General features: G+C 41.4%; 21 protein-coding genes. 6 read left to right on the forward strand and 15 right to left on the reverse strand.

What is annotated here, in order from left to right:
- Positions 1-10: 10 nt before the first annotated feature.
- Together CDC33_RS39925 and CDC33_RS39930 are read right to left on the reverse strand one after the other, a co-directional pair.
- Positions 11-1,084: a hypothetical protein gene (locus tag CDC33_RS39925; protein WP_219930073.1), complete on the reverse strand. Its 1,074-nt coding sequence runs from the start codon at positions 1,082-1,084 to the stop codon at positions 11-13.
- Positions 1,068-2,348, reverse strand: coding sequence for a hypothetical protein (locus tag CDC33_RS39930; protein WP_219930074.1), 1,281 nt, complete (start codon positions 2,346-2,348; stop codon positions 1,068-1,070). The genes CDC33_RS39925 and CDC33_RS39930 overlap by 17 nt, the downstream gene beginning before the upstream one ends.
- A 126-nt stretch (positions 2,349-2,474) precedes the next feature.
- On the opposite strand from CDC33_RS39930, the gene CDC33_RS28775 reads away from it, so the two are divergent.
- Positions 2,475-3,173, forward strand: a complete 699-nt coding sequence (locus CDC33_RS28775; RefSeq protein WP_109011824.1) for a Uma2 family endonuclease — start codon at positions 2,475-2,477, stop codon at positions 3,171-3,173.
- A 38-nt stretch (positions 3,174-3,211) separates the two neighbouring features.
- Here the strand turns inward: CDC33_RS28775 and CDC33_RS28780 are convergent, their stop codons facing one another.
- Complete coding sequence (locus CDC33_RS28780) at positions 3,212-3,412, reverse strand: hypothetical protein (RefSeq protein ID WP_109011825.1); 201 nt, start codon at positions 3,410-3,412, stop codon at positions 3,212-3,214.
- Positions 3,413-3,656: 244 nt separating this feature from the next.
- Here CDC33_RS28780 and mnmE point away from each other — a divergent pair, with 244 nt between their 5' ends.
- A complete protein-coding gene (gene mnmE, locus CDC33_RS28785) occupies positions 3,657-5,075 on the forward strand; it encodes a tRNA uridine-5-carboxymethylaminomethyl(34) synthesis GTPase MnmE (RefSeq protein WP_109011826.1) in 1,419 nt (472 codons plus the stop codon).
- 52 nt (positions 5,076-5,127) lie between these two features.
- Here mnmE and CDC33_RS28790 read toward each other — a convergent pair whose 3' ends face one another.
- The 5 genes from CDC33_RS28790 to CDC33_RS28810 all read right to left on the reverse strand — a co-directional run bounded on the left by CDC33_RS28790 (position 5,128) and on the right by CDC33_RS28810 (position 12,120).
- A complete protein-coding gene (locus tag CDC33_RS28790; RefSeq protein WP_109011827.1) occupies positions 5,128-6,708 on the reverse strand; it encodes a DHA2 family efflux MFS transporter permease subunit in 1,581 nt (526 codons plus the stop codon).
- Between the two features lie 99 nt (positions 6,709-6,807).
- A complete protein-coding gene (locus CDC33_RS28795) occupies positions 6,808-8,058 on the reverse strand; it encodes an MFS transporter (protein ID WP_109011828.1) in 1,251 nt (416 codons plus the stop codon).
- Positions 8,059-8,295: 237 nt separating this feature from the next.
- A complete protein-coding gene (locus CDC33_RS28800) occupies positions 8,296-9,750 on the reverse strand; it encodes an HlyD family efflux transporter periplasmic adaptor subunit (protein WP_109011829.1) in 1,455 nt (484 codons plus the stop codon).
- A gap of 160 nt (positions 9,751-9,910) precedes the next feature.
- Positions 9,911-10,378, reverse strand: a complete 468-nt coding sequence (locus CDC33_RS28805) for a MarR family winged helix-turn-helix transcriptional regulator (RefSeq protein WP_109011830.1) — start codon at positions 10,376-10,378, stop codon at positions 9,911-9,913.
- A gap of 83 nt (positions 10,379-10,461) precedes the next feature.
- Positions 10,462-12,120, reverse strand: coding sequence for an ArnT family glycosyltransferase (locus CDC33_RS28810; protein ID WP_109011831.1), 1,659 nt, complete (start codon positions 12,118-12,120; stop codon positions 10,462-10,464).
- 128 nt (positions 12,121-12,248) lie between these two features.
- Here CDC33_RS28810 and CDC33_RS28815 point away from each other — a divergent pair, with 128 nt between their 5' ends.
- Together CDC33_RS28815 and CDC33_RS28820 are read left to right on the forward strand one after the other, a co-directional pair.
- Complete coding sequence (locus CDC33_RS28815; RefSeq protein ID WP_109011832.1) at positions 12,249-12,893, forward strand: class I SAM-dependent methyltransferase; 645 nt, start codon at positions 12,249-12,251, stop codon at positions 12,891-12,893.
- A gap of 271 nt (positions 12,894-13,164) precedes the next feature.
- Positions 13,165-13,638: an EVE domain-containing protein gene (locus tag CDC33_RS28820; protein WP_109011833.1), complete on the forward strand. Its 474-nt coding sequence runs from the start codon at positions 13,165-13,167 to the stop codon at positions 13,636-13,638.
- A 78-nt stretch (positions 13,639-13,716) separates the two neighbouring features.
- Here CDC33_RS28820 and CDC33_RS28825 read toward each other — a convergent pair whose 3' ends face one another.
- Complete coding sequence (locus CDC33_RS28825) at positions 13,717-15,648, reverse strand: TolC family protein (RefSeq protein WP_109011834.1); 1,932 nt, start codon at positions 15,646-15,648, stop codon at positions 13,717-13,719.
- Positions 15,649-15,747: 99 nt separating this feature from the next.
- Positions 15,748-15,891 carry a hypothetical protein gene (locus CDC33_RS39210; RefSeq protein ID WP_181374164.1) on the reverse strand — a complete coding sequence of 48 codons (144 nt, stop codon included), beginning with the start codon at positions 15,889-15,891 and terminating at the stop codon, positions 15,748-15,750.
- Positions 15,892-17,529: 1,638 nt separating this feature from the next.
- Here CDC33_RS39210 and CDC33_RS42115 point away from each other — a divergent pair.
- Positions 17,530-17,793 (forward strand): alpha-amylase inhibitor, encoded by a 264-nt coding sequence (locus tag CDC33_RS42115; protein ID WP_501193674.1) that lies wholly within the window; start codon positions 17,530-17,532, stop codon positions 17,791-17,793.
- Between the two features lie 127 nt (positions 17,794-17,920).
- Here the strand turns inward: CDC33_RS42115 and CDC33_RS28840 are convergent, their stop codons facing one another.
- The 5 genes from CDC33_RS28840 to CDC33_RS28860 form a co-directional block, all read right to left on the reverse strand.
- Positions 17,921-19,087: an ABC transporter permease gene (locus tag CDC33_RS28840; RefSeq protein ID WP_109011837.1), complete on the reverse strand. Its 1,167-nt coding sequence runs from the start codon at positions 19,085-19,087 to the stop codon at positions 17,921-17,923.
- A gap of 4 nt (positions 19,088-19,091) precedes the next feature.
- Positions 19,092-20,597 carry an efflux RND transporter periplasmic adaptor subunit gene (locus CDC33_RS28845; RefSeq protein ID WP_244919374.1) on the reverse strand — a complete coding sequence of 502 codons (1,506 nt, stop codon included), beginning with the start codon at positions 20,595-20,597 and terminating at the stop codon, positions 19,092-19,094.
- 251 nt (positions 20,598-20,848) lie between these two features.
- Positions 20,849-21,673, reverse strand: coding sequence for a M90 family metallopeptidase (locus CDC33_RS28850; RefSeq protein ID WP_109011838.1), 825 nt, complete (start codon positions 21,671-21,673; stop codon positions 20,849-20,851).
- Positions 21,674-21,813: 140 nt separating this feature from the next.
- The gene (locus tag CDC33_RS28855) at positions 21,814-23,736 is read right to left on the reverse strand and encodes an Hsp70 family protein (protein WP_109011839.1); all 1,923 of its coding nucleotides are present in this window, start codon (positions 23,734-23,736) and stop codon (positions 21,814-21,816) included.
- A 14-nt stretch (positions 23,737-23,750) separates the two neighbouring features.
- The gene (locus CDC33_RS28860) at positions 23,751-24,656 is read right to left on the reverse strand and encodes a hypothetical protein (protein WP_109012748.1); all 906 of its coding nucleotides are present in this window, start codon (positions 24,654-24,656) and stop codon (positions 23,751-23,753) included.
- A gap of 451 nt (positions 24,657-25,107) precedes the next feature.
- Between CDC33_RS28860 and CDC33_RS28865 the strand changes: the two genes are divergently transcribed.
- Entirely contained in the window at positions 25,108-25,899 is a 792-nt protein-coding gene (locus CDC33_RS28865) for an SAM hydrolase/SAM-dependent halogenase family protein (RefSeq protein ID WP_109011840.1), read from the forward strand.
- The last annotated feature ends 23 nt before the right edge of the window (positions 25,900-25,922 follow it).

Here is a 25,922-nt window from a genome sequence, read left to right on the forward strand (position 1 = left end):
CATATTAAAACTAATCTTTATCAATCTTTAAATTAGCTGGAGTAATTGAAAAGTTGATTTGCCATTTTAGCTTAGATATATCACCTTGTAAGTATTCATAAATAGCCGTCGCTACATCAGAAGATCGATTGAGGGGTACAACATAATCGAACACCCTTGTCATCGCTTTCAGAGTTTCAGATGTCCATTCTCCATCTACTACAAGAACTGCAAGCAATTCCTTATTCTTGCCTTTCCAATTAATCGCTGAAAACATTTTGTCTTTTGCATATAGTGAAGCGTGTCTGGAAGATGACTTTCTCACCTCTATAAGAGCTTTTGGGAATTTTTCATCTGGAATAACAAAGTCGGCTCGGAAGTTATAAATAACACCCTCAAGATAGCTATATTCAGACTCTAACTTATAAGGAACGTTAGCATCATCAAGAGCCTTAGCAACAATACGTTCAAGAAGTACTCTACCTACCAAATCACGGACAATACCCTCAAGAGTTGGTTCAATACTCTGCAAAATTTGTTGGCGAGTCATAGTCTGACCTGGCTTTCGTTTATTCAATATTTCAGCCAGTTTTTTAGCTGCTGGTTGTGAAATAGCATTATCCGATACATTACCAATTTGTTTTTTTAACGCCGCCTTACTTGTAATATTGGCAAGGCGTTGAAGAATCGGAAGCATATAGGAATTGCATTGAATATAGTCAGCATCAAATTCTTCAAGTCCTTTTGTGATTATATACAGTTCATTTAAAAGATTTTCTACTCTGTTTCTTAGCTGAATGTACACACCTTTTGTAATTGCTGACTCTACATCAAAAGGGACAGCTTGCATCCGAAAAAGTTCTTGTACAACCTCTTGTGGACTAGCTTCGGTTGGGTCGAGTGAACTATCAAGACCACTGAGGATAATTAGTTTTTGTTCAAAAATCTGGATCTGTTCTGCCTGAATATTTGCGAAGCCACTAGTCTGCTTACTCAGTTCTAAGTAAATTTGGACATAGAGTGTCATTCCTTCCCTAGCAATCTGGTAAAGTGTATTACTGGTACTTAGTTCTGGTGAGCTATCAGCATCAAATTCGTCTTGCATGTATATGAAATTCTCCAAGAGGTTTGTCGATACCTTGCCGTTTTTCTAAAACCCAGCGACTCCCTCGTGTCCGCAAGGTTTCGATTGTTAAAATCTCAAATCCATTTTCTTCCATTATCTGAGATAATAATTTTTCCGTCTGGATATGAACTCCGTAAAGTGCTGCATCTGCTACAACAATATGAACGTGGCTCTGAGGTCGTAAAACCCTTTTTAATTCTTGAAATACTCGTTGCATTTGTCCAAAGTAAGGATATACAAGTAGGTAATAGTCTTTCTTGCCATTTCTCAGTTTTCTTTGTTGCTTAAGCTCATTAACTAGTGGTTGTAATGAAGATTGAACATTTGCTGATATAGCTTCTAGAAATATATTTTGATTCTGTTTGAGGTCACTTGGAGCAGTTGTGGTATTAACAATTAATCGCCGACGCACTCGTTCTGTAATCTCACGCCAGGAGCCAGCATAACGCCAAAAATAAAGTTGCATCCTTGTCATCTCAGCAAAGTCAAAATTGTTGAGATAAGGTGGTGAAGTGATGCATAGAGAACAGCTTTCATCTTTCAGAGTATTCATGGTTTCAGAACTAATAAAATGCAATTTTGCTCTTGGTTTAAACCTGTTTTCTAGTAATTTAATGTCGTCTCTAATATCATCACAAACTTTTTGGAGAGCAATTTGATATGGTGTTGATTTCTTCTGACTAGTAGGAGCTTTGTAAATTCCATCTGTTTGAGAGCCAGATGTGAGTTCAAGTACGCGAGAAATAATGAGACGATAAAGCGGACGGTCAGTAGGTCTAATTTGATTTTCAAGCATAAGAGCAGATGCTAAAAGCCGCAATTCTTGCTCTGGGACAAGTTTTACTAAAAAAAGCGCAGCATCTGTTGTCCAAACTTCTGCAATATCACTAGTATACGGTTCAATAAATCGACAAATTTTTTCGATGGTATCTATCTGCTGTGTGCAAGTAGGGGGGAATATTTTAGCAAGCGAAATATCGTAGAAAAAAGGGTGAGCCTCAAAACCAACAGAGGATATACCATGAAAGTTGGCCTGTACAAGGGAGGTAGATAAACCTGAAAATGGATCGATAAGCATCTCATCTACTGTTAAGCCAGATTCTTGAATGCACGAACTCACGAACTCTGGAGAAAAGCCAGCTATGAAGTTGAACCATCTGTGTATAGGATGACGATTTGTTGTCAGATTGGTTGGGAGCTTTTCTTTGGACGGTTCATACTCAAAAAGTCTGAGTTGTCTCATTGATTCATGTTTATATGCTTATAGGAATACCTTATAATACCTGAGATATATACTGACAAACTGCTTGCTGCACGTCTACGCTCCTCACTGCTACGCTAAACTTATAGCACTGAGACACTTGCCATCATGTCTGTCACTAAAGATTTTGAAGTCCCAAAAGATGTTATATTTCCGCCAGGGGATTTATATAGTGACGAACCGCCTTTGGAAACTGACTTGCATCGGCTACAAATGACACTGCTCATTCAATGCTTGGAGTGGTTGTGGCAAAATCGTAATGACTTTTATGCATCAGGTAATCTCACCATTTACTACAGTCCACGCCAGCGCAAATCAGAAAACTTCCGAGGGCCAGATTTTTTTGTAGTACTAAGGACTGAACGCAAACCCCGTAAAAGCTGGGTTGTTTGGGAAGAAGATGGCAAATATCCCAATCTAATTATAGAAATTCTCTCAAATAGCACAGGCGATACTGATAAGGGCTTAAAAAAAGAAATTTACCAAGATATCTTTCGCACACCAGATTACTTCTGGTTTGACCCAGAAACTTTAGAATTTGCAGGGTTTCATTTGCTTGATGGTGAATATCAACCACTAGAACCCAATCCCCAAGGCTGGTTGTGGAGTCAACAGCTAGGTTTATATTTAGGTGTTTATCAAGAAAAGTTACGCTTTTTCACTCCTGAAGCAGAACTCGTTCCAACACCGGAAGAAGTTGCACAACAGGCTGAACAAGAAAAGCAACGCGCTGATCAAGAGAAGCAACGTAGCGATCGCTTGGCGGCAAAACTGCGAGAATTAAATATAGATCCAGATACTATTTAACCATTGCGCTATTTTGCTTGAGCCTGTTGGCGCCAATGCTATGGATCTTCAGGAAAAACCCATTTTGGCGGTTCCGTCATTTTTTTACGCAAGCGTTCTTGTGCCAACTCCAACATTTTGTCTAAGGGAGTCTCTTCAATAAATTTTGCAGTGGCCTCTCTAAACTCGATATTAGGGCATTTATCCCCTAAAACACACCCGTTAACACAGGCTACAGCGCAGTTAATTTTTTGCTCCACAGTAAATTCCTCTTTCTAAAAGTTATGAGCAGAGACGCGATTAATCGCGTCTGTACAGGAGTTATAATTTTCACCCCTAACTCTTTACTATCAGACATTCCCTCCAGGTAAATTTTACCTTGCCAGTTGCCATCCCATTAGTCTAAATACTTACCATTTAGAAAGTTATCAGTTATGAGTTATTATTTTGACTCTTAAGAGACGCGATTAATCGCGTCTCTCCTCACTCTTATAAAGGGCGCTCATGTCAGAAGTTTTTGCTACTACTGGAACTATCGCTGCGATCGCTACTGCTGTTGTCCCTCAGCAGGGTAGTGTTGGTATTGTGCGGGTGTCTGGTTCCCAAGCAATGGCTCTAGCCCAAATTCTTTTTCATACACCAGGGCGACAAGTTTGGGAAAGTCACCGGATTCTTTACGGTTACATTCGCCATCCCCAAACGCAACAACTGGTAGATGAAGCCCTATTGTTGATTATGAAAGCACCCCGTTCTTACACCCGTGAAGATGTGGTGGAATTCCATTGCCACGGGGGAATTATGGCAGTGCAGCAGGTATTACAACTGTGTTTGGAAAATGGCGCTAGACTAGCCCAACCCGGAGAATTTACTCTCCGCGCCTTTTTGAATGGGCGATTGGATCTAACTCAAGCCGAAGGTATTGCTGATTTAGTAGGAGCTAAATCGCCTCAAGCTGCCCAAACTGCTTTAGCTGGTTTACAGGGAAAATTAGCTCATCCGATCCGGCAGTTACGCGCCAACTGCTTAGATATTTTGGCAGAAATCGAGGCTCGAATTGATTTTGAGGAAGACCTGACTCCGTTGGATGATAAACTCATAATATCAGAAATTGAGAAAATTGCCGCAGAAATCACCAGGTTATTGGCAACCAAAGATAAAGGTGAGTTGCTACGCACAGGTTTAAAAGTGGCAATTGTGGGGCGTCCGAATGTGGGTAAGTCGAGCTTATTGAACGCTTGGAGCCAGAGCGATCGCGCCATCGTCACTGATTTACCCGGTACAACCCGCGATGTGGTGGAATCGCAGTTAGTTGTCGGGGGAATTCCCATACAAGTGCTTGATACAGCAGGGATTCGGGAAACAACAGACCAAGTGGAAAAAATTGGCGTCGAGCGATCGCGTCGTGCTGCCAATGCAGCTGATTTAGTCTTGCTTACCATTGACGCTTCAACCGGTTGGACGGAAGGCGATCGAGAAATTTACGAACAGGTGCAACACCGTCCATTAATTCTAGTTATTAACAAAATCGATTTATTAGAAGAAGACGAAAGCAAAACTATTCAATCCCAAATCGTTCGACTGAGCGAAGTCGAAGTCCCAAATCTAAAATCTAAAATTGCCACAGCCGCAGCCCAAAACCAAGGTATTGATGCTTTAGAAACAGCAATTTTAGAGATAGTTAAATCGGGAAAAGTCCAAGCTGCTGATATGGATTTAGCCATCAACCAAAGGCAAGCAGCAGCCTTAACTCAAGCGAAAATTTCTTTAGAACAAGTACAAGCAACAATTGCCCAGCAGTTACCTCTTGATTTCTGGACAATTGACTTACGAGGTGCGATTCAAGCACTAGGAGAAATTACCGGAGAAGAGGTTACAGAATCCGTTTTAGATAAGATTTTTAGCAAATTTTGTATCGGAAAGTAATTTAACTATAATAGACTACTTCACAACAAGACTTTCAAAGTTTATAACCAATTTAATGAGCAACAGCGCCACCAGTTGGCTTCACCTTTTTGAAGAATAAAACGGCAAGTCCACTGACTAACAAAGCAATGCCAATAAAATAAAAACAATCGTTAAAAGCCATTACAAATGCTTCCCGGCGGACTATGTTAGATATGGCTGCGATCGCCTGATTTTGTGCTGTACTTAAATCTGCTCCTTTACTGACAAAATACTGCGTCATTTGGTCAATTCGCTGTTGAGTTTCTGGGTTATATAAAGATATTCCATCACCCAATCTATTCGAGTGAAATTGCTCTCTGTTTGCTAATAAAGTTGCTAAAGAAGCAATTCCGATAGAACCGCCCATATTCCGCATCATATTAAATAAACCACTTGCCGAACCTGCTTCTTTTGGGCTTAATCCACCAGTGGCAATAGAACTAAGTGGCACCATAATTAGGGGTTGTCCCATTGCACGCACGAATTGCGACCACCGTAATTGATCTAATCCTGTTTCATTAGTCATTCCAGAGTTCATAAATGCACTGATGGAAAACAAAGCCACACCAACAGCTACCATCAACCGCACATCAATGCGTTGCATCAATTTGGGGATGAGGGGAATAATAAAGAGTTGAGGAATACCAGCCCAAATCAACACTTCACCAATTTGCAGGGCATTGTATTTTTGAATTTGGGCAAGATACAAAGGTAAAATATAAATTGAACCATACAACCCTACACCCAACGACACATTTACAATACTGGCTAAACCAAAGTTACGTTTAGACAAAAGCCGTAGATTAATAAATGGTTGCTTTCGAGTTAATTCTATATAGAAAAATATCGCCAAAAAAATTACCGCAATCACACTTAAGCGGACAATCAACGCTGAACTAAACCAATCTTTGCGGCTACCTTCTTCTAAAACAACTTGTAGAGAACCTAACCCAATAGCCATCGCAATAATTCCCCACCAATCACCTTGTTTTAGTAAATTAATTTGGGGTTTTTCTTGCTTAATTCCATACCAAACACCAGCTAGCATTAATGCCCCTGGAATTACATTTATATAAAAGTTATATTCCCAACCAAAGTTTTCTGTTAACCAACCTCCTAATGTTGGGCCAATTGAAGGTGCAAAAACTGCACTAAACCCAAATGCAGCCAGCCCAACTGATTGCTTAGATTGGGGTAAAGTCGTTAATACAACTGTCATAGCAGTGGGAATTAATACTCCTCCGCTCAAACCTTGTAAGGCGCGAAAGAAAATCATGGAATTGAGATTCCACGACCAAGCACAGCATATAGAAAAGAAAATAAATAGTGCAGTATTTACTAACAGATAACGTCGTAGAGAAAATACTCGTGATAACCATCCTGTTAGAGGAATTACCACAATTTCTGCTACAAGATACGCTGTAGAAATCCAAGAACCTTCCTCTAGGGTTGCTCCTAAACTTGCTTGAATATCTTGCAGTGAAGCATTAGTTATTTGAATATCTAATACTGCCATAAATGCACCAAGCATACTCGCTAATACACCAATCCAAGTTCTTAGCGGTACAGTCTCTGGTGGTGCTTGCTGACGAACTACACCTGTATTAGCCATAGTATTTTTCCTGTTTCAAAAAGTTGTAAAAAATCTCTTATTAAATCTTATTTATCTTTCTGTGCAAAGAAATTGAAATATGATTTCTGCTCAAAATTTCTAAACTTTGATAATACCTTTTTGCTCATAAATTGGACGCATCATTTTTCTTAAAGCAGGCAACTCTCTGCTAAAAATGATTGAGCCTATCATGCAAACTATCCCATCAATTATTAAAGTGTTGGGAGCGCCAATATGACTGGCTAAAAAGCCTCCCAATAAATTACCCACGGGAATCATCCCCAAAAATGACATTGTGTATAAACTCATCAATCTCCCACGTTTGTCATCTTCTACAATTGTTTGTAAAAAGGTGTTGCTAGCAGCAATTTGGAGAATTGTACCTAAGCCAACAAATAACATTGTAAATAAAGAGAACGGTAAAAATCGAGACAATGAAAAGGCAATTAGACCAATTCCTAAAATTGCTGGTGCTAAAGCAATCAATTTACCAATTCCTAAGATTGTTTGGCGCGTAGTCAGATAAATACCACCAGTTAAGGCTCCAACTCCAGAAGCCGCCATCAAAAAACCTAAACTTTCTGCACCACCTTTGAGAACTTGTTCTGCAATCACTGGTACTAAAATAGTGTTTTGTAACCCCATGAGGCTAACTAAAGCTGATAGTAATAAGATTGCTCGAATGGGTGGAAAACTAAAGGCATATACAAATCCCTCTTTGACTTTTTCTAAGGGATTACCGTCAGTTACTACATTTTTCCAAGGTTTAACTTTCATTGCCAATAAAGCAGCGATTACAGCAATGTAGCTCAAACCATCAAATAAAAAACAATAAGCAGTTCCAACCCTAGCAATTAGTAAACCCCCGATCGCAGGGCCAATTAATCTAGCACCGTTGATCATCGTGGAGTTGATAGCGATCGCATTGCCTAAATCTTCTCTACGTTCAACCAATTCTGGCACAAATGCTTGGCGGGCGGGCGCATCTAAAGCGTTAATAAATCCTTGAAACAAACTCAAGGCGATAATGTGCCATACCTGAATTACACCAGTCAGAGCTAGCGCTGCTAATGTTAACGATTGAACCATCGCCAAGACTTGTGTACTAATTAAGGTACGATATCGAGAAAACCTATCTACAAAAACTCCGCCAAAGGGAGCTAAAAAAAAGCTAGGAATTTGACTCGAAAATCCCACAACTCCTAACATTAATGGGGAATTTGTCAAATCATAAACTAGCCAAATCGTGGCAAGTTGCGTCATCCAAGTCCCAATTAGGGAAATACCTTGTCCGGCAAAAAACAGTTGGTAGTTTCTTGACCTTAAAGCAGGTAGTAGCGGTTTTTTCATGTCAGCTTTGCTTTATACCAATCTGCTTTCATAAATATCATTTCACCTCATCTCTATACGCCTGTCTTTAGATGTATGAAAATCTTATAGACAGAAAGAGGTTTTCAATCTGTTTACAGGCAATTTTAATATTAATGATGTCCGGTTGATTATTTACTAAAACCCAAGAACCCCACCCCCAACCTCTCCCCGCAGGCGGGGTGGGTTTTTTTTATGGGTAATTTAGTGGACATGATATTACTTGACTTCCACAGCAATTTCCGCAGACATCCCCGGAGTAATCCGTGATTCGTAGCCTTGAATGCTCTTTTGGTCGAAAACTATTTTTACTGGGATGCGTTGGACAACTTTGGTAAAGTTACCTGTAGCGTTATCCGGTGGCAATAAAGCAAATTGAGCGCCGGAAGCTGGCGAAATACTGTCAACATGACCAACAAAGGTGTGATGGGGGAAAGCATCTAGCTTGATTTCTGCTTCTTCTCCTGGGCGCATCTTTTCTAATTGAGTTTCTTTGAAGTTCGCAACAACCCAATAGTTGTTATCGACGATCGCCATTAATGGTGTTCCTGCTTGGACTCGGTTACCAACTTCAACGTTTTTTCTACCAACTCGTCCGGCACTGGGGGCGGTAACGTTGGCGTAAGATAGTTGTAATTGTGCGTCTTTGAGCGCTGCTTCTGATTGGGCGATCGCCGCTTTTGCCGCTTCGTATTGGCTACGTTTGACTGTTGTATCTTGTCCGCCTGCGGTAGCTTGTTGTAATCCTCCCCTAGATGCTGCCAATTTAGCTTGGGCGTTGGTGACATTTTCTTGCGCCTGTGCTAGTTGAGACTGGGCTTTAGCAACACCAACTTTAGCAGAGGCTAACCTGGCTTGAGCTTGTTGTACTCCCTGAAGAGCAGCGTTCCTTTGTGCTGTAGCCACATTAAAAGCGGCCTTAGCTGCATCTAACTGCTGACGAGCGATGGCACCTGATTTATACAACTGGTTGTAGCGATCATAATCTGCTCGCGCATTTTCCAAATTCGCATTTGTTTGCGCTACCTGCGCTTGAGCGGCGGGAATCCCTGCTTCGGCTAGTCTGACTTCAGCTTGCGCTGCTGGTATCCCTGCTTGAGCTTCTTGAACTGCTGCTTGGGCTGTAGAAATTGCTGCTACCGCACTGCTGACATCACCCTGCGCTTGAGTTGTCTTACCAGTGGTGGTTTGTGAAGTTAAAGCAATGTTTGCTTGGGCGGCTTGCGCCTGTCCACGAGCATTTTCTAGGGCTGCTGCTGCTTGCTGTACCTTACTTTCATAGTCTCGCGGATCTAATTTCACTAACAATTGTCCCGGTTGCACCAGTTGGTTGTCATCCACTAGCACCTGACTTACAGTTCCGGGAATGCGGCTACTAACTTGGTGGATGTTTCCAGCAACGGTGGCGTTGTCTGTTTCCTGATGGGTGGAGGCGTATTGCCAATAGTGATAACCAAAACCACCTGCGGCGATCGCACCCACACCTAATGCTGCCAAAATTAAATTATTCGGTCTTTTCCGCTTCCGTGGAGCTTCTTTTTCTTTCTCTATCTCAGGTGTTACAACAGGTGATTCTGCTGTCACAGTTTCTAAAGTCTCGGAATCAGGAATCAATTGTTTTTCGATAACTGGGGTTTTGTGTCCGTTGCGTCCGTTAAAAGTATTAGTTTTCATGATTGTTAGCTTGTTTCTTCGTGCAGGAATTTGATTGATAGTCTTTTATTTAGAATGCGTAGTATTTTCTGAAAAAAATTTATTTCCTTAGTATGCGTATTATTATCTCAAAACAAATCTTCACATCACCTCCCCCGGTCGGGTGATTATGGGATCATCTCTAGGAGAGGTTAGCGATCACCCGGTTCAAGATTTGGGAAAACAGTTCTCGGTCAGTAAAGGAAATACCATCCATCGCTTCATCACGCACGGCTGCGGCGATTGGGGGTAAAACAGCTTCTAGTTCCTTACCTGCATCCGTTAGCCAGATTCGCCAGATGCGGCGATCGTGAGTGTCGCGTTCTCGACGCACCAAGCCGCGTTCTTCCATCCGATCTAGTACGCCTGTTAAAGTCCCCCCTACCTGTTTGAGTTTGTCCCCAATACTAGAAGTAGGTAAACCATCCTCTTGCCACAAACAGCACAACACCAGCCAGTGAAATGGCGTAAGACCAAAGGGTTCTAGTCTGTCTGTAAACTTGCGACTGAGCAGTTGCGAGACTAATTTGATTCTATAACCCAAATTGTATGGTGCTAGATTTTGCTGCCACGAATCTAAAGGTGGGGAGTGATTAGATGTAGAAACCATTTAAAAAATACTTAGTATGCGTACTATTATCTTATCAAGATTAATCTTTTTTAGCAATGAAAATATTCCAAAGCTAATACCAGCTAGGGAAGGATTTGAATTAACTGATACTCTTTGGTTGTACCAAGGATGCGGTGAGGTCGAGATAATTTATCGGATTGGCCAGCATATATCCAAGCATAGCTCAAAACAGGTATTTGGGAAATAGAGCCTACTCGTTGGGGCTGAATAGAAAGATAGAAATTAAGTAATACTTGGGTTTTTGGGTCTATATGCACATAGTAAGTAGGATGAGATTGAAGAATTGGAGCGATCGCACTTTGTTGTAAAAAAGATTTCAAAACAGGGTTATAGTCACTTAAAAGCCCTATGCTACCCGTCATCGCCAAAGCTAACCAACAAGGAATTAACCAGCCTGCAATCCAATAACGCGCTGTGAGAAACTTCTTGTCATAGTGGTAACGACTAATCCACACTACAGGTAAAATTAACCAACCCAAGCCCATAGCCAAACCAATAGATGCATACTTGCGGATGTCAAAACTACCCCAACTAAGAACACCAATACTCACTATTACAAGTAAAACACCGAATCCACCAAAGCCATAACTGAGATTTCGAGGAAGATTCTTTTTTGCAAAAAGGCTTAATATATTTATTTTACCTTTTTCAAGAAGTAATTGCGGCGTAATTCCTGTTTCGTAAATACTACCTAACCAATTTAAACCCACAGATGCAAGCAAAGCTACAAACGGATAAAGGCAAAGACTATAGTGAGGAAGACGAGTACTAAAAAGGCTAAGTTCACAAAATAGAACAAGTGGAAAGCCAACTAATATTAACTGATAACGATTAATAGGACGACGTACAGTCAAAAATAAACCTAAAAGTCCGAAAAAAGGCCAAGGGAATGCTTTTAAAAGAATATTCCATAAATAAAACAGCCGATCATTTCTATAATTATTTTCAGAACCTAGCTGCACAACAAACTTGAGCAATTCTTCAACACTTTGATTTCCGTAGTGCAGCCAGCTTAACCACAGCCAAACACAGGTAGGGATTAAACCTACAAAAAAGCCTAAATACAAAAATGGGTTAGTAAGATGATGATGACGGCGATGTTCCCAAATTAAATAAGGGAATAAAGCTATGATTGGCAAAAAAATCATAAAGCTTCTAACTACGAAACCTAAACCTAAACTTAAACCAGCTATAAAACTCCAAAAATAGCGATATTTAGGATATGATTCCGTTTTTATTAAAGACAAAATAGCTAAAAGTACTAATAGAACCATCGGGAGATCAGGTGTACTTAAGCGAGAGTATTGCAGCCAGAAAAATTCCACACTTAAAATTGCCGCAGCTAGCCAACCTAATTTTTTGCCTAGCATACTTTTGCCGATTTCATACACCAGCCATAAGCTAAAAATGCTAGCAATCATACTAGGAATACGCGCACTAATATCACTTATACCAAACAGTTTATAGAAACTGGCAATTATCCAATAAGGCCCAGGGGTTTTATGATGTGCTTTTTCCCAAGGAGTTATCCAATTACCAGAATCAAACATCAAACGCGCACGGGAAGCGTAAAGTGCTTCATCATGTGCCATCAGGCTATTGTGCCCAGAAGTAAATAATAATAAAGGCAGTATCCAAACTAACAAACTTAAATAGGGTAATGATGCGATTAGGCGGATTTGTCGCCAAATATGCTGTAAGAAGTGTAGTTTATATAACATTAAACTGATAAAAATTGAATGCTGCTATTTAGGTATCCTGCTGTTATTAAAATATGTTACATAGTGTTTGTGAAAAAATATCTGAAATTGCCGCAAATTTCGGAAACAGTACTCCAAAACAGAGATTTATGCAGTTAAGACCGAATCAGCGCCTGAAATTAGATGACACAGACGATAAGCTGTTCTATGCCTATCCGCGCTTTGTTACCCATGTCGATGAAGGATTTATTCAACAGCTAACGGATTTATACCGCGATCGCCTCAAACCCAACACCCGCATTTTTGATATGATGAGCAGCTGGGTGTCTCATCTGCCAGAAGAGATACAGTTTGCCCATGTAGAAGGGCACGGACTCAACGCTGAGGAATTAACACGAAATGCCCGTTTAAATCATTACTTTGTGCAAAATCTTAACGAAAATCCGCAGCTACCTTTACCAGATGAAGACTTTGATGCTGTTCTCAATTGCGTATCTGTGCAGTATGTACAATATCCAGAAGCAGTATTTTCTGAAATTTACCGCATCTTAAAACCCGGTGGTGTCGCAATTATCAGCTTTTCTAACCGGATGTTTTTTGAAAAGGCGATTCAAGCTTGGCGGGAGGCTTCAGAAGCGCAGCGAGTAGAATTAGTCAAAGAGTATTTCGCCTCAGTTCCAGGATTTACAACCGCAGAAGTTATAGCTCATAAGTCAACATTACCGAGTTTATTACAGTGGTTGGGTGCAGCTGGAGGAGATCCTTTTTATGCTGTCATAGCTTACCGCAGTTAAGTGAAATATTCACTAGTACAATGTCTAAGCTATTGCAAGAAGGTTTATAGTAAGGACTTTAGTGCTTAGAAAATAAGGACTAAAGTCCTTACTACGAACTTACTTACCTACTCAAAATTAAAATACTTTTGTATATATAAAACTAATGTTTGATTTCTGAAAAATCTCAGTACAGATCGAAAAGCCTAATTCCCTACTCCCTACTCCCCACTCCCCACCCACATAGATAATTTCAAAAATCAAATACGATTCCTATAGATAATTTGTATAGATGAATTATTGGCTAATGAAATCAGAACCAGAAGCCTATAGTATTGCTGACCTTCAACAGCAGAAAGAGACTATCTGGGACGGTATTCGCAATTATCAAGCTCGCAACTTTTTGCGCCAAATGGATGAAGGAGACTTAGCTTTTTTTTATCACTCCAATGCTAATCCTCCTAATATTGCTGGGTTGATGCGTGTAGTGAAAAAAGATATTGCTGACCCGACCCAGTTTGAGCCAGAAAGTAAATACTACGACCCGAAATCAAGTTCCGAATCCCCTCGGTGGCAAACAGTTGTAGTGGAATTTGTTGAGGCTTTTTCTAACCCTATCTTGCTATCAATACTCAAAGAAGAGTTTAGCGCCGAAGAGTTAATGTTGGTGAAACAAGGAAATCGGTTATCAGTGATGCCCGTCCCCGAAGCAGTAGCTTTGAAGATTCTGGCGATGAAAACCTCCTACCCATTCAAAAGTCAATGACACATTTATTTTGATGAGTTTGTAGTAAGCACAAAGCGTGCTTAAAAATCTAGGAATAAAGTCCTTACTACAGAAAAATCAATTTTGATTCCTCTCAATTGTTATTTGCCAAGTGTTTAATGTGGTTCCTACAGTTTTATCAAGGTTCGTCAAAGCATTGAGATATTCAATAGTTGCATTAAGTTCTGCGTTTCTTGCCTCTACCAAACTATTTTCTAGACTGACAATCTCGAAAACTCCAGATCCCCTGCCTAATCTCTGTTTTTCTCTTTCTATCTCTAGTTGTCGTTCAGAAGACTCCCTGGCTTGCCCTGCAAGTTCGACCTGCTTAAAACTCAAATTAACATCTCTAATTCCGTCTGTTACCTGAATGTCTAAGCTTTCACGCTGCTCGTTCAAATTATTTTCTGTTTGCAGTAGGTTGACTCGGCTACGCTGAAATGTTTGTTCTACTGTCAGATCACCTAATGTTTTGCTAAAAGTTAGCCCAGCTCTAACATCTGGTGTTGCGTTGTTTCCTGTATTGTCATAACTGATATTCAAACCTAAGTCCCAACGTCTGTTATTTTCTGCCTCTAACAGGTTAAGTTTAGCTATATCTTGGTTTAGCTGTGCCTGCAAATATTCCGGCTGATTTAAGAGCGCTAATTGCTTTATTTTGTTTTGATCTAAAGTAACAGGTGATGCCTTGGGAACTTCTGCTGCCACAATATTGGTATTTTGATCGATATCGAGAACTTGAAGTAAAGCTAATTTTGTTGACTGAAGACTATTTTGAGCAGCCACCAAGCTTACTTGTCGGTTAGCGATCGCTGTCTGGCTTTGGATAATTTCAACTGGTGCTAACCTACCCGCAGCAATCAGAGCTTGGTTAATTTCTAGAATTTCTTGAGCGCTTGTCAAGGAAAGTTGCTCAATTTTCAATTGTTCCTGAGCGCGGAGTAAATTTCGGTATGCCAAAATAGCATCCGTAATGGTATTGGTCAATGTCGATTTTAAACCCAGCACATTGCTTTTTTCTGTAAGTCGAGCAGTCTTAATTGAAGCTCTGTTTACATCGACTCCACCTCCTCTCAACAGAGGTTGATTAAAACTTATCTTTGGTGTTAGAGCGTTACCTGCGAACCCAAAACTCAGTTCTCCCCCAGTGGGAATCTTCATTTTTGCCTCAAGACCGGCTTCATTAGTAGTTGTGGTTGCACTAGACTCGGATGATGCTACCGACATTGACAGGGTGGGTATAAAGTCAGGAGCAAATTTATCTTCTGCCACTGCCAGGTCTTGTCTTTGAGCTATCCTTTCAAGATATGAGTTTTTAATCGTTCTATTGTTTTGCAAAGCCAAGACAACAATATCAGAAAGCTTTAGTGCAACTGTACCAGCATCTTGTAATGATTCCTGTTGATTTTGTTTGAGACTATTTTCAGCCTTTTTTTCGGCTTTTGGAAATTGATTCTGAGAAATTAGCGCTGCTGCTTGGGTTTGCTTTCCTTGGGTATCAGTCGTTAACTGAAAGTTGATAGGCGATTCTTCTTTGGAGACGTTTTGAGATGGCGCTCTAATCAAGTCCTGCGGCGGCTGCTTATCATTTATTAAGTTCAAGGTTAAGAGCGATCGCGTCTGGTTGTTAAGAATCTGCTGGTTTTTTTGGCTCTGTGGTTGCAAATCAGCTACAAGTGTGCTGTACATTTTTGAAGCGTCAAGTGTAGGTTTTGCGCTGTTTGTTGGCTGTTGGCGTTCTTCGTCTATTGGATGCGATCGCGTTTTCCTGCCGTTACTAATTGGCTGATTGCCTTTGCCTTCGCTAACCATTGGCGGTTTGACTGCTGTCTCAACCCCAACAGCAGGTGTGAATATCTTCGGGGACTTAAAAATCTGGGTGAAAATACGAGTTGTACCCAGAATAACAGTTGAAGCAACGACCGCATTAAGTAAGAATAAGTTGAGCGATCGCAAAGATAGATAAAGTTGGTTTTGAGGTTGAGAATCTTGCTTAGGTAGCTTCTGCATGACGAGATTAATTTAGTAGATTGTTCTGCTCGCCTAATTTAGATTGAGATTGATTTTCGGCGCTGTTTAGATAAAGCGATCGCACGTTCCGTTCATGACTTACACTTCACCTCCATCTTCTCTCTTTACGCTTGTAGACGGATGCTGTAGGCGCGGTAAGGTAAATGAGCCGCAACTCGGTATCAAATCTTTAGACACCACCGCCACTGTCAGATTGGCGTTGTCAGATTTGTTAAGTTGCATCGGGCAGTAGTTTAAGTTTAGAAAAACCCATTGCTGCTGTCTGAATATTAGTATTGATTTTACCCTAAATTGCTTACTTTACCTTTTGTGTAAATTTCGGAAACAAAAGTACTTTAGTTTTGAGCGCAAAAGATTATAGATTTATTAACAACCAAGTTTTAAGGAAAGCAGGAAGCCGGAGAAATTTTATACCATTTCTCCAAATATTTACCAAATATGATACCCCTAGTCCCTTTTTTTTAAAGGTCTGGGGGAATTCTGATATGCTGCAATCTTAAAAAATTTAGTATTACTATTTAGAATTAAAACTGCTTTTGGACGTTTCAAAACTTAACAAAATAAAAATATAATTCCTGTAGTTATGTTTTTAAAACAAGCTGTATTGCCTTGATTTTTTATATTGATTGATATATAAATTGAATTAAGTAGATTAAGCATGATACTAAATCTAAACTCTTTTTTTAGCTTTTTTAGTAAATCAAACGGAGAAAGATATGAAGAAGTTGAAAGCAGCGGTTGTTGCCCTTGTACCTGGCATCATCTTTGTTCCCTGGACATCACCTGCACTTGCCCATGATGTGCGTTATCCCAGCAATAATGGTTACGGTCAAGTGCGTGACAATCACGAGATTGTGGACGCTTGCGACACTAACAGGAACGGTAAAGGGTTCTACGTTCTTTATAGCTTGCGGAGCGGAGCTAGGGGAAGGGTGGGGGACGGCAACGGAGCTGATGCTGGCTGCGGAATTGCCAGAGTGGGCAGCCCCCAGAATCCAGTTGTGCGCTTCACCGTTTGCCAGGATTTTACTGGGTGTTCCCCTTGGAGGGACGCCTAATCTCTGTTCATCGGGGTGAGATCGCCCCTCGCTGTAGATACTTTGTTGAGAGCTAAGATTGCTCGATTGTTGCTCGAACGCATTCCCCTAGCCAGAATTGATCGGGTACTACAACTATTAGAAAGTTGGTAGAGCAGCATGAACATTATCTCCAACACAAAAAAAAGGCAGTGGTGTAAAAACACTGCCTTTTTTTGCTATCTAAAGTTACTTGAAAGCGTAACAAAAGAGTATTAAATGTCCGGTTCTATGCAGTTGCTCCTAACATAGATTTATTAACAACCAACGTAAAAAAAAACAGAAAGCAGTAGAAATTTTATCCCATTTCTCCAAATGTTTCCTATATCATAACTCCCCAAATTCGCTAATTAAGTGAGTCTGGAGGGGTTCTGATATGTTGCAATGTTAAAGACAATTGGTATTACTATTCCGCATTACAAATACTCTAGAACGTTTCAAAAGTTAACATAATCAAAACATAATTGCTGTAGTTATGTTTTATAAACAAGCTGTATCGCCTTGATTTTTTAGATTAATTTATATAAAAATTGAATTAAGTAGATGAAGCCTTGACGGCTTAGTTCTACTTGATCAAAGTAGGTGAAAAAACTATAACTAAACCTACACTTTGAAGATAGCAAACCTCAAAAGTTTGTCAGAGTTTGAATTAACTTTCAAGTTGAAATTACTGCACCAACAAAATTAGGATGCAGATTGTTTTTATTCTCTCAATGCGTAAATCCCAAAGGAGATAAGTATGTACGCCAATCTCATCAAAGATAATTTCGTGAAATTAACTCGTATGGTTGCTATCGGTACAGCCGCAGCATCTGTTACGCTTGTCGGCATCATCCCCCCGACCTTTGCTGCCCCCCTTGCACCAAGCTGCATCAGGATAACAAGTCAATCATCAAGGAGTATAAGGGTTAACAATACATGTGGAACACAGAAGAGAGTGAAGGTCGTTCTTGCCTTTGCACCAGACAAAGCATGTACGGCTATCAATCCTGGTCAAAACACTTTGTCATGGAGGATAGGTAGATTTGATAGACTGGAAAGCTGTTAATTTTATTTAGTTCACAGGTTACAATTTCAGATCACATCTCTAAAACCTATCTTTAATAAGTGTGATACCGCCCCCAGTAGCAAGCTATTGGGGGCTTATTAATTCTCTGCAATGCCTACGGGAAAAACTATGTGCTACGTAAAGCTGTAACAGGATTTAGCTGACTAGCTCGTAAAGCCGGGAGAAAACCAGCGCCTACCCCCACCAGCAGGGCCGACCCTAAGGACAAGGCTGCTGTACTACTTTCAAATTGGTACGGTAAATCAAAAGTACCGACAACCACCAATGTCAACCCATGCACTGTCATCAGCGCTACAGTTCCCCCCAATAAACTCAAAACCGCCGCTTCTAGAATGAACTGCAACATGATGTCCTGCTTTGTTGCCCCGATCGCTAGCTTCAGACCAATTTCGGCAGTCCGCTCCGCTACGGTGGCGATGGTAATATTGGCAATGCCGACACCACCCACCAATAGAGAGATTACTCCCACTGCTGCCAGTGCCATTGAAACAGATTCAAGGGTTTTCTGTTGCTCTAGGATGTCTTCGACATTGTTAGTAACATAAAATTTTTGACTTGGAAATCGCTGCTCCAACAGTTTTTTTGTCTGGTCTTCCAAGTTTTTCAGGTCTTCGAGTTTGCGGGGGCGCATCCAAATAGTTCCAATATCCTGGCTACCCATTAAAGCGTTGAAAACCGACATCGGTATCAGTAGCTCACCTTCAGGCGCCTCGTTGTTACCGGGATTAGTCTTTACCACCCCTACAACGATATAGGGACGGCGATTAGCATAAATGCGCTTACTCGTTGGCTTTTGACCTTTGAAAAGTTTGTCCGCGAGAAATTGATCAATTACCACTACAGGTCTATAGCTGGCAAAATCTGCTCTTGTGAAGAATCGTCCCTTCACTAATTGCTTACCGGATGTGAGCAAGAAGTTTTGGGAAACACCCAACATCGAAGGATTCTTTGCTTCCTGATCTTGAAAAAATGTTTGAAAAGAAGTTGAGGAACTGGAGGCACTGATTGCTTGCAAGCCCAAGAGCCGTTTTTGCAAGAATTTCATGTCTTCTAGCCGAAGAACTTGGGACTCCGGGAATACTACGACCTGAGGAGCATCTCGCTCTGCCATTTGACGGGCAATCACTGCCCTACTGATGCTGCCGACCTGAAGCGTCGCTGTTACCGCAGCTACACCCATGAAAACGCCCAAAGTGGTTAGGGTGGAACGCAGAGCGTTGCCGCCCAGAGAGCGGCAAGTAAGAGCTAGTAGGTCAAAAGGTTTGAGACTCATTGTGCTATTCGCTTTTAGTTTCAGTCGAATTGTCTTCGGGAACGCTTGGCATTCCTGGTTCTGATTTGGAATCAGTTGCGGGCAGCACCACTTGATCTCCAGGGCGCAGACCAGAAGTCACTTCTACATTAGTCAACCCCTCTAGCCCTAAAGTGATGTTTTTTTTCTGAGCCTTACCTTGTTTATCCCGCACCAATACATAGGGCTTTTCTTCAGAGCGGACAATCGCTTCCGTGTCCAAAACCACCACATTCTGTCGCTGTTGCAAAATAATCTCGACATTTACCTGGCTGCCTGGAATCAGCTTGCCAGAAGGGGTATTAAGTCGCACTTTTGCAGATACCGTTGCTTGTCCCGGTTGTTGGCTACTGCTTTGGCTTTCGTTCCCAGAAGAAGTGGTTGCTATAGGAGACAAACTTTGCACCCTTCCCTGAAATGACTCAGCATTAGGGCCGATAACGCTGATGCGGGCTAATTGGTTGACTCGGACTTTAGCCGCATTCAGGGTGGAAAGCTGGAGCGACACCAGTTCTTCGGTGGGGTCGCCCAATGTGAGCATATCAGTACGCACCTGAACCCCTTCCCCATCCTTAACTTTGATGTCGAGAACTTTACCATTAATAGGCGCAGTCAAGAGATTATTCTGGAGTTGCTGCTGGATTTTTTGGAGTTCAAGCTGAAGGCGCTGGAGTTCACGGATATCAGTGTTGACCGCTAACTGAGCCTCGCGCAGTGCAGATTGAGCTTCCATAATTTTGTTCTGCGTTTGCTGTTGCGTATTTTGTAGCTCTATCTGAAGGTTTTGAAGTTCGATGATATCGGTGTTAACGGTTAACTGAGCCTGCCCTGCGGCAGATTTGGCGCGGCGAACCTGTTCCTCCTGTGTGCGAAGTTCATTTTTGGCAATGAAGCCCCTTTTATCCAGAGCCTCAAGCTCTTGGAGTTTCCTTTCCTCGGCTTTTAGGTCTTCCTCAGCTTCGACAAATTTTTGGTGGTTACTTTCTAGAGTAAGTTTCTGTTTTTGAATCTGGAATTGCTTATTTGTCTGATTTTCCCGTTTAGCTGCTTTTAGCTTTTCCTCGGCTTCAACAACTTTCTGGCGGTTACTAGCCAGAGTGAGTTGCTGTTTTTCAATCTGCAACTGCTGGTTGATGAGGATAGTTTGTCGGTCGGGGTTACGCAGAATAATTAGTGGCTGACCAGATTTTACCCGATCGCCAAGCCGTACTAGCACGCGATCGACTGCTCCTTCTGCTGGAGACTTAAGAGTTTGTTGACCACGCAGTTCAAGAATACCGCTCTCATTGATTGAGGTTTCAATGTTGCCGCGTTCTACAGTGACAACAGGCTGCTGTGCCGACTCTGGTGGTCGATTTTGATGGACATAAACTAGCCAGCCCCCAGCGCTAACCGAAGCCAAAACTGCTGACCAGGCTAACCATTTAACTCCTGTCTTAAATTTCTTTTTACCCTGCTCCATAAACGCAGCGCCCGCCGTTTTTGAGGTCATATAATCCTTTGCGGCTGAATCAAATAGTTGAAATGGCGTTGTCTAACTTTACCATTCGGCTGGGCAAGCTTGTATCAGCGATTAAAATTAGTATATTGCCTAACTCTACTTCAATATTGTGAAATTAAATCTAGTAATTCAAGGTTTTTAAACTTCTTTTTTATGCATAATTCAAGGATTTATGTTTTTATTACTATTCCGACTCATGCAATCGGAAGCTGAGGTTATATCTGGTAGCTCATGGTCGTAGTTTAAGCCCATTGCACAGGATCTAATTGATAGTAGCGTTGCAGTTGCTCATAAAGTGTCGGATGCTTAGACAGCAATTGGTGTGGTTTCTCAAAGAATGTCTCAGTCGCTACGGCAAAAAATTCTGCGGGATTCGTTGCACCATAGCTATCCATTACCGTCTTTGCACCTTGTAGAACATCATTACAAAGTTGCTGATATTCTTCTGTCATCACCTTTGCCCAAATAGCATAGTCTGATTTGCTTTTCAGTATAGGAACTCCTTCAGCTTTACCATCTTCTTGATCCAACTGATGGGCGAATTCATGAAGCACAACGTTACGTCCATCTTCCCAGTTATTAATGTCTTGTTTGACTTGTTCCCAAGACAGTACTACTTGGTCATTTGCCCACGATTCACCTAGCCTTGCCACACGCCTCTCTTCAACAACATATTTTCCGATGGAAGTCGTTTCTTGAACAAAATAAGCGTTGGGATACACCAGAATTGAACGAAGTCTGGGGAAGTATTGACCACGTTCATTTAATAGGAGCAAACAGGCGATCGCAGCAAGAGTCAGTTTCATTTCCTCTGTCACCTGTAATCCTCTACAACCAATGAATTGCTTTTCTGCTAAGAATACTTGAATATGTCCCTGAAGTCGTCTGATTTCATTGGGAGAGAGACACAGATAAATAGGAAGATTATTCTCAACAATTGCATTCCACAGTGGGGGTAAATGACGGCGTTTGAGACGGTTTCTTCGCCTTTTTACTAGAATAGGATTGATTAAAATCCCGGTGAGAATCAGCCCAATGATGATAAAGACAACTATTGTTTGAATCATTGACTTCTGAGCAGGTTACATATTTAAGTCACTGGTAAACAGAAAATCTATAAAATAATTGTTCTTGTTGTGGCTCAATAACTTTATTAAAATGGTACTTTTTTATCTTGGATAAAGTTTCCTAATTCCACACATCACCTCTATTGGATCAGAATTATGCAAGATTGAACTTTGGTAGAAAGGGTTTTTTGAAGCCCTTGTTCAACTTTGCTAATCAGTTTATCAAAAGCCTCTTGATCTGCTGTCAACTGTTCTTGAAGAACTTTCTCTAAGTCAGGCTTTATTTGCTCACACATCTCCTCGATTTTTTTGTCACTCAAAAAACTAGAACGAACCCAACTAGGTACATCCACATTTGTCTTGATTACTTCTTGAACACTCTTGCGATTTAGCTCCATTCCTGCTGCCATCACCGAAGCTCCATATACTAGGGCAATCGGCCAGGTTAAATGTCCAGTGAGTATAAGAGTGATGATGCTAGCTACAGTGCCTCCACCAATTACTACATTGACAATAAAGCCCACTGTCTCAGCCAAAATAGCATCTCCAATTCGTAGCTCTGGGTTAACAAAATTTGGGTCAATACTATCCTGGAACCTTAAGCTACTTCTAGGTATCTGAAACTTTCGACAGATTGGATCGGTTTGTGCAGCTAAATCGGGTTGGATTTTATTGCTAAACCACAAAGTGCATTGATGATTAATTATCTGCACAGCGCGTTCGCTTTTGAGCCACTGTTCTGCACGACTGATTAAAGATGTTTCTAAATCGGCTAAAGTCCGTATTTTGTTTTTTTGCCAATCTTTTAAAGCTGGTTTAACTGCGTTGACGAGCAAGCCGTCTGTCAAAGGCTTAGTTAATGATTCGATTAACTCCGGGATATGCCTTTCAATCAAACCTTTAAGCGTATTCGAGGTAAATAGTTTGTTGACTTCTTCTTTAAAAGCAGCAGCACGCAGATCCCATCGTCCTACTCGTGCTAATCCCAGTGCAATACACCGTTCCGGTTCCGGATCGGGGCGAAGCAGCGTTTCTGGTTCGGGAAACATTTCTTGACAAAGCAAGTGGGTAAACTTCATGCGAGATGCACCGCCAGTCATCAGCAGAAGTTTGGGCACGATTCCAAGTTTTTCTAGCTTTTCTTTCGCCTCGGTTAAAGAGTCGGTAAACGATCGCACCCAACTATGATGCCCCAGTTCCGGTAAAGGCTGGTTTAAAATTTCCTCCATCATCAATTTATTGACTTGGGGAATAAAATAAATCTGTTCGTTAATCGACTCGAAGCCACGCGCAAAGGATTCAGGATCGCTGTATAGCTGTTCATTAGAAAAGTAATCTTCTTTAGCTTTGCGACAAGCAAGTTCACAACGAGCTTGGTGATGCGGATATTCCTTAAGTATTTTTTCGAGTAATGCTTTTTGTTCGTGGTTGGCGAGAGTCCGGGCAAAAATAGCTTTGTCAATTAGAGATGCACCTAAAGTATTACTCCCGAAATCTATCGGGATCTCTTCTAAGCTCTTAACCAGAGTAAAATCTGTGGTTGAAGAACCAATATCGACAATTAGCACCGATGCAACAAGTTTGTCATACTCAAGCTTCCCGGCTTCCTTGGCTTGCATGAAAGCAGCCCGCGATTCTGGTACAACATTTAGTTGGGGAATACCAGCTTCTTGAAGTAGCTTTTGGTATTCGGTGCGATCGCTAACTGACCATCCTGAAGGGCAACCTATGTAAAAATAGCTACTTTCCCCACCTTCAAGTTGTTTACTTTCTTTCAAAAGTCGGTAGTAGGTTGCTACAAAAGTGCTAATTGTTTCCCGATATTTGGGATCGTTGTTGGGTTTTTGCTTGAAAGAAATTGTTAGTTGGGTAACGCCAGCTTGAATTAATGCTTGTTCGCCGACAAGATAACCGAGTTTAGGATGCCAACCAAGGGCTGTAATTTGGTTCTTCTTGTTATTAATCTCCAGCATCTGAGGGGGGTCGATGCTTTCCACTATCGCTTTAGCTACAGCCGTTTCACCGTGCCCCAAATCAAAACCGATTGTTTCTAAAATTTCCATACCCTTATTGTCTATTATTCTCTAGAAGCGGAATATGCTGGCTCAATAACCCTACCGCGTCTAATCAAGCGATCGCCTTTCAACAGAGCCGGAGTTAGAGTCACATGATCTTTGGTATCGGGGTCGATACTTGGCTCGAAGTCAAAATAATTGCGATCGCTATGCGGATCATTTGGTCGGTAAATTTGAGCGTTAATTCCCTGAGACATTAAAATCTGTGGCAGAAGTTTTGCAAGTTCATAAGCCATTTGGGGTTTATCAAGTTTTGATGCGCCCATCAGCCTTTGCAGAAAATTTAATAGCTCTGGCAATTCTTCTATTGCTAAGTTGCCTTCATGTTTATTCCATTCTTCTACTCTAGCTACTGCTAGGTCGATAGTGTTGAGAGCATCGCCAAGATGATCTAAAAATATTTTGCTATCAACCCGAAGCATAGGTTTAGGTAATTCCAATAGCTCTGAAGACATAGAATTTTGCTGGCTCTTTAACTCAAGTTGCAGCACAACTTCTACCCCCAGAAGTATAGAGGTAAGTAAGATAGCCATCCATGCACCTGGGGTAGTTTTAGTTAAAGAGAACAACGAACTTAAGATGCCTATATAAATTAGTCCCTTTAGCAGTTTTAGGATTAATCTGCTGGAAAAAAGGTTTGTACTTGGGTTAGTAAATTGCTTTTGCTCTATTGGAGCAATTTGAGAATAGTTAGCCGCAGCAAGAGTAGCAATAGACTGCCGCAGGGTATCTAGGAAAAAGGAAGCCAGACGAATTTGAGCCAGATTAAGTTTTTCAATGTAAATTCTTTCGAGATTATCAAGTCGATTTTGAACCAACTTAACTATCTCCTCGATGTTGGTTGTGTTATCAATATCTGTCTGGAGTTGGTTGCGTTCTTCGCTAAAAAGTGAAGTAATTGTTTTCATTGCGTTGACTAAGACTTTAACGTTATTAATAGGAGTGAAATGAGCAGACAACTGCTTATTTAAACCTGTAATCACATGATGACTGATGTAATTAATCTAAGTTATGTAGTTCTAGTATTTTTTGGCTGGAAAATTGCCCTCAATGTTATCTAGAAATCTTGCATATAGTTGAGATCGCACGTAGACTGCTGATGAGGCAGGTTCACCGAAGAAGCAGAGGAGAAGGTGGCTATTCACTGGGGGAACAAGCCCTTTTCCGTTACGCGAAGCGGAGCGAAGCATGGGTAAGAAGCCCCGTCATGAAGGGCGCAAGACTTGAATTGAGTACAAGCTCCTTCCCAGCCTCTCCCCCTAGCTCCCTGCTCCCCTGCCTCTTTTGACTGGAGTCTTTGAAGGCCACCTATTGTCTAACCATTGATTGCAAATTACGCCCATTAGAAGGAGGAGCAGAATGTTTATCTGCGTCATTGCAGACTACGGTACAGGAGATCCGGCATTTACAGAAGTCACACAACGTCTGCTGATGGCTTCTCCCGATGCCCAAATTCATTTGCTTTCGGTTCCAGCGTTCAGTACATTGGCAACGGGATTTTGGATTGCCCAACTAGGACTCAACCCTGGCCCTAGCGATCGCCTAATTTATCATAACTGTGCGCCTCGTCAGGACGATCCTGAAGCCCGTCGAGACAATGAAGGTGAAGGACTAACTTATGCTCTTTTATCTAACGGTGTAAAAGTAGTAGGTGTAAATGCAGGCTACACCCTCTCTTTTATCAAAGAGCATACAAAGGAGTTGCGAGTGGTCAACGTTGCTCGTGGTGGTTCACAGTTTCGCTCACGGGATGTGTTTCCTCCGGCTGCGGCTGCCATTATAAATGAAGACTTTAGCCTTCTGGGAGATAGCCTTAAGAGCGAGCAAATCCCAGATGTTCCACCAGATCGAATCGCCTGGATTGATGGCTACGGCAACATTAAAACAACTATTGGGGCGCATACACTCAACTTGGAGCCTCAAAGCAAGATCGTGATCCGAATTGGAGATGTAGTCAGTGATGCAGTGTATTCTGATGGCAGCTTCAAGGTGTCTGAAGGGACTTTAGCTTTTGCTCCTGGTAGTTCCGGTTGGTCAAGAGGCGATTCAGGAGAACCATTGCGCTTTTTAGAGCTATTTCTGCGAGGAGGGAGTGCTTGGGAACGCTTTGGTCGTCCCCGTGTGAATCAGCAAGTAACTCGAATTGCGTGAACTATCTACGCTTATCTAAAGGT

Source organism: Nostoc commune NIES-4072 (assembly GCF_003113895.1).
GTDB classification, from domain to species: Bacteria; Cyanobacteriota; Cyanobacteriia; order Cyanobacteriales; family Nostocaceae; genus Nostoc; species Nostoc commune.

What these genes read in the sequence shown, in the direction of transcription:
- CDC33_RS28825 (WP_109011834.1), bottom strand. Translation starts at nt 15,648, where the DNA reads ATGCAGAAGCTACCTAAGCAAGATTCTCAACCTCAAAACCAACTTTAT.
- CDC33_RS28840 (WP_109011837.1), bottom strand. Translation starts at nt 19,087, where the DNA reads ATGAGTCTCAAACCTTTTGACCTACTAGCTCTTACTTGCCGCTCTCTG.
- CDC33_RS28815 (WP_109011832.1), top strand. Translation starts at nt 12,249, where the DNA reads ATGCAGTTAAGACCGAATCAGCGCCTGAAATTAGATGACACAGACGAT.
- CDC33_RS28850 (WP_109011838.1), bottom strand. Translation starts at nt 21,673, where the DNA reads ATGATTCAAACAATAGTTGTCTTTATCATCATTGGGCTGATTCTCACC.
- CDC33_RS28790 (WP_109011827.1), bottom strand. Translation starts at nt 6,708, where the DNA reads ATGGCTAATACAGGTGTAGTTCGTCAGCAAGCACCACCAGAGACTGTA.
- CDC33_RS28810 (WP_109011831.1), bottom strand. Translation starts at nt 12,120, where the DNA reads ATGTTATATAAACTACACTTCTTACAGCATATTTGGCGACAAATCCGC.
- CDC33_RS28795 (WP_109011828.1), bottom strand. Translation starts at nt 8,058, where the DNA reads ATGAAAAAACCGCTACTACCTGCTTTAAGGTCAAGAAACTACCAACTG.
- CDC33_RS28860 (WP_109012748.1), bottom strand. Translation starts at nt 24,656, where the DNA reads ATGAAAACAATTACTTCACTTTTTAGCGAAGAACGCAACCAACTCCAG.
- CDC33_RS39925 (WP_219930073.1), bottom strand. Translation starts at nt 1,084, where the DNA reads ATGCAAGACGAATTTGATGCTGATAGCTCACCAGAACTAAGTACCAGT.
- CDC33_RS28865 (WP_109011840.1), top strand. Translation starts at nt 25,108, where the DNA reads ATGTTTATCTGCGTCATTGCAGACTACGGTACAGGAGATCCGGCATTT.
- CDC33_RS28805 (WP_109011830.1), bottom strand. Translation starts at nt 10,378, where the DNA reads ATGGTTTCTACATCTAATCACTCCCCACCTTTAGATTCGTGGCAGCAA.
- CDC33_RS28800 (WP_109011829.1), bottom strand. Translation starts at nt 9,750, where the DNA reads ATGAAAACTAATACTTTTAACGGACGCAACGGACACAAAACCCCAGTT.
- mnmE (WP_109011826.1), top strand. Translation starts at nt 3,657, where the DNA reads ATGTCAGAAGTTTTTGCTACTACTGGAACTATCGCTGCGATCGCTACT.
- CDC33_RS39930 (WP_219930074.1), bottom strand. Translation starts at nt 2,348, where the DNA reads ATGAGACAACTCAGACTTTTTGAGTATGAACCGTCCAAAGAAAAGCTC.
- CDC33_RS28845 (WP_244919374.1), bottom strand. Translation starts at nt 20,597, where the DNA reads ATGACCTCAAAAACGGCGGGCGCTGCGTTTATGGAGCAGGGTAAAAAG.
- CDC33_RS28775 (WP_109011824.1), top strand. Translation starts at nt 2,475, where the DNA reads ATGTCTGTCACTAAAGATTTTGAAGTCCCAAAAGATGTTATATTTCCG.
- CDC33_RS28820 (WP_109011833.1), top strand. Translation starts at nt 13,165, where the DNA reads ATGAATTATTGGCTAATGAAATCAGAACCAGAAGCCTATAGTATTGCT.
- CDC33_RS28855 (WP_109011839.1), bottom strand. Translation starts at nt 23,736, where the DNA reads ATGGAAATTTTAGAAACAATCGGTTTTGATTTGGGGCACGGTGAAACG.
- CDC33_RS39210 (WP_181374164.1), bottom strand. Translation starts at nt 15,891, where the DNA reads ATGCAACTTAACAAATCTGACAACGCCAATCTGACAGTGGCGGTGGTG.
- CDC33_RS42115 (WP_501193674.1), top strand. Translation starts at nt 17,530, where the DNA reads ATGGTTGCTATCGGTACAGCCGCAGCATCTGTTACGCTTGTCGGCATC.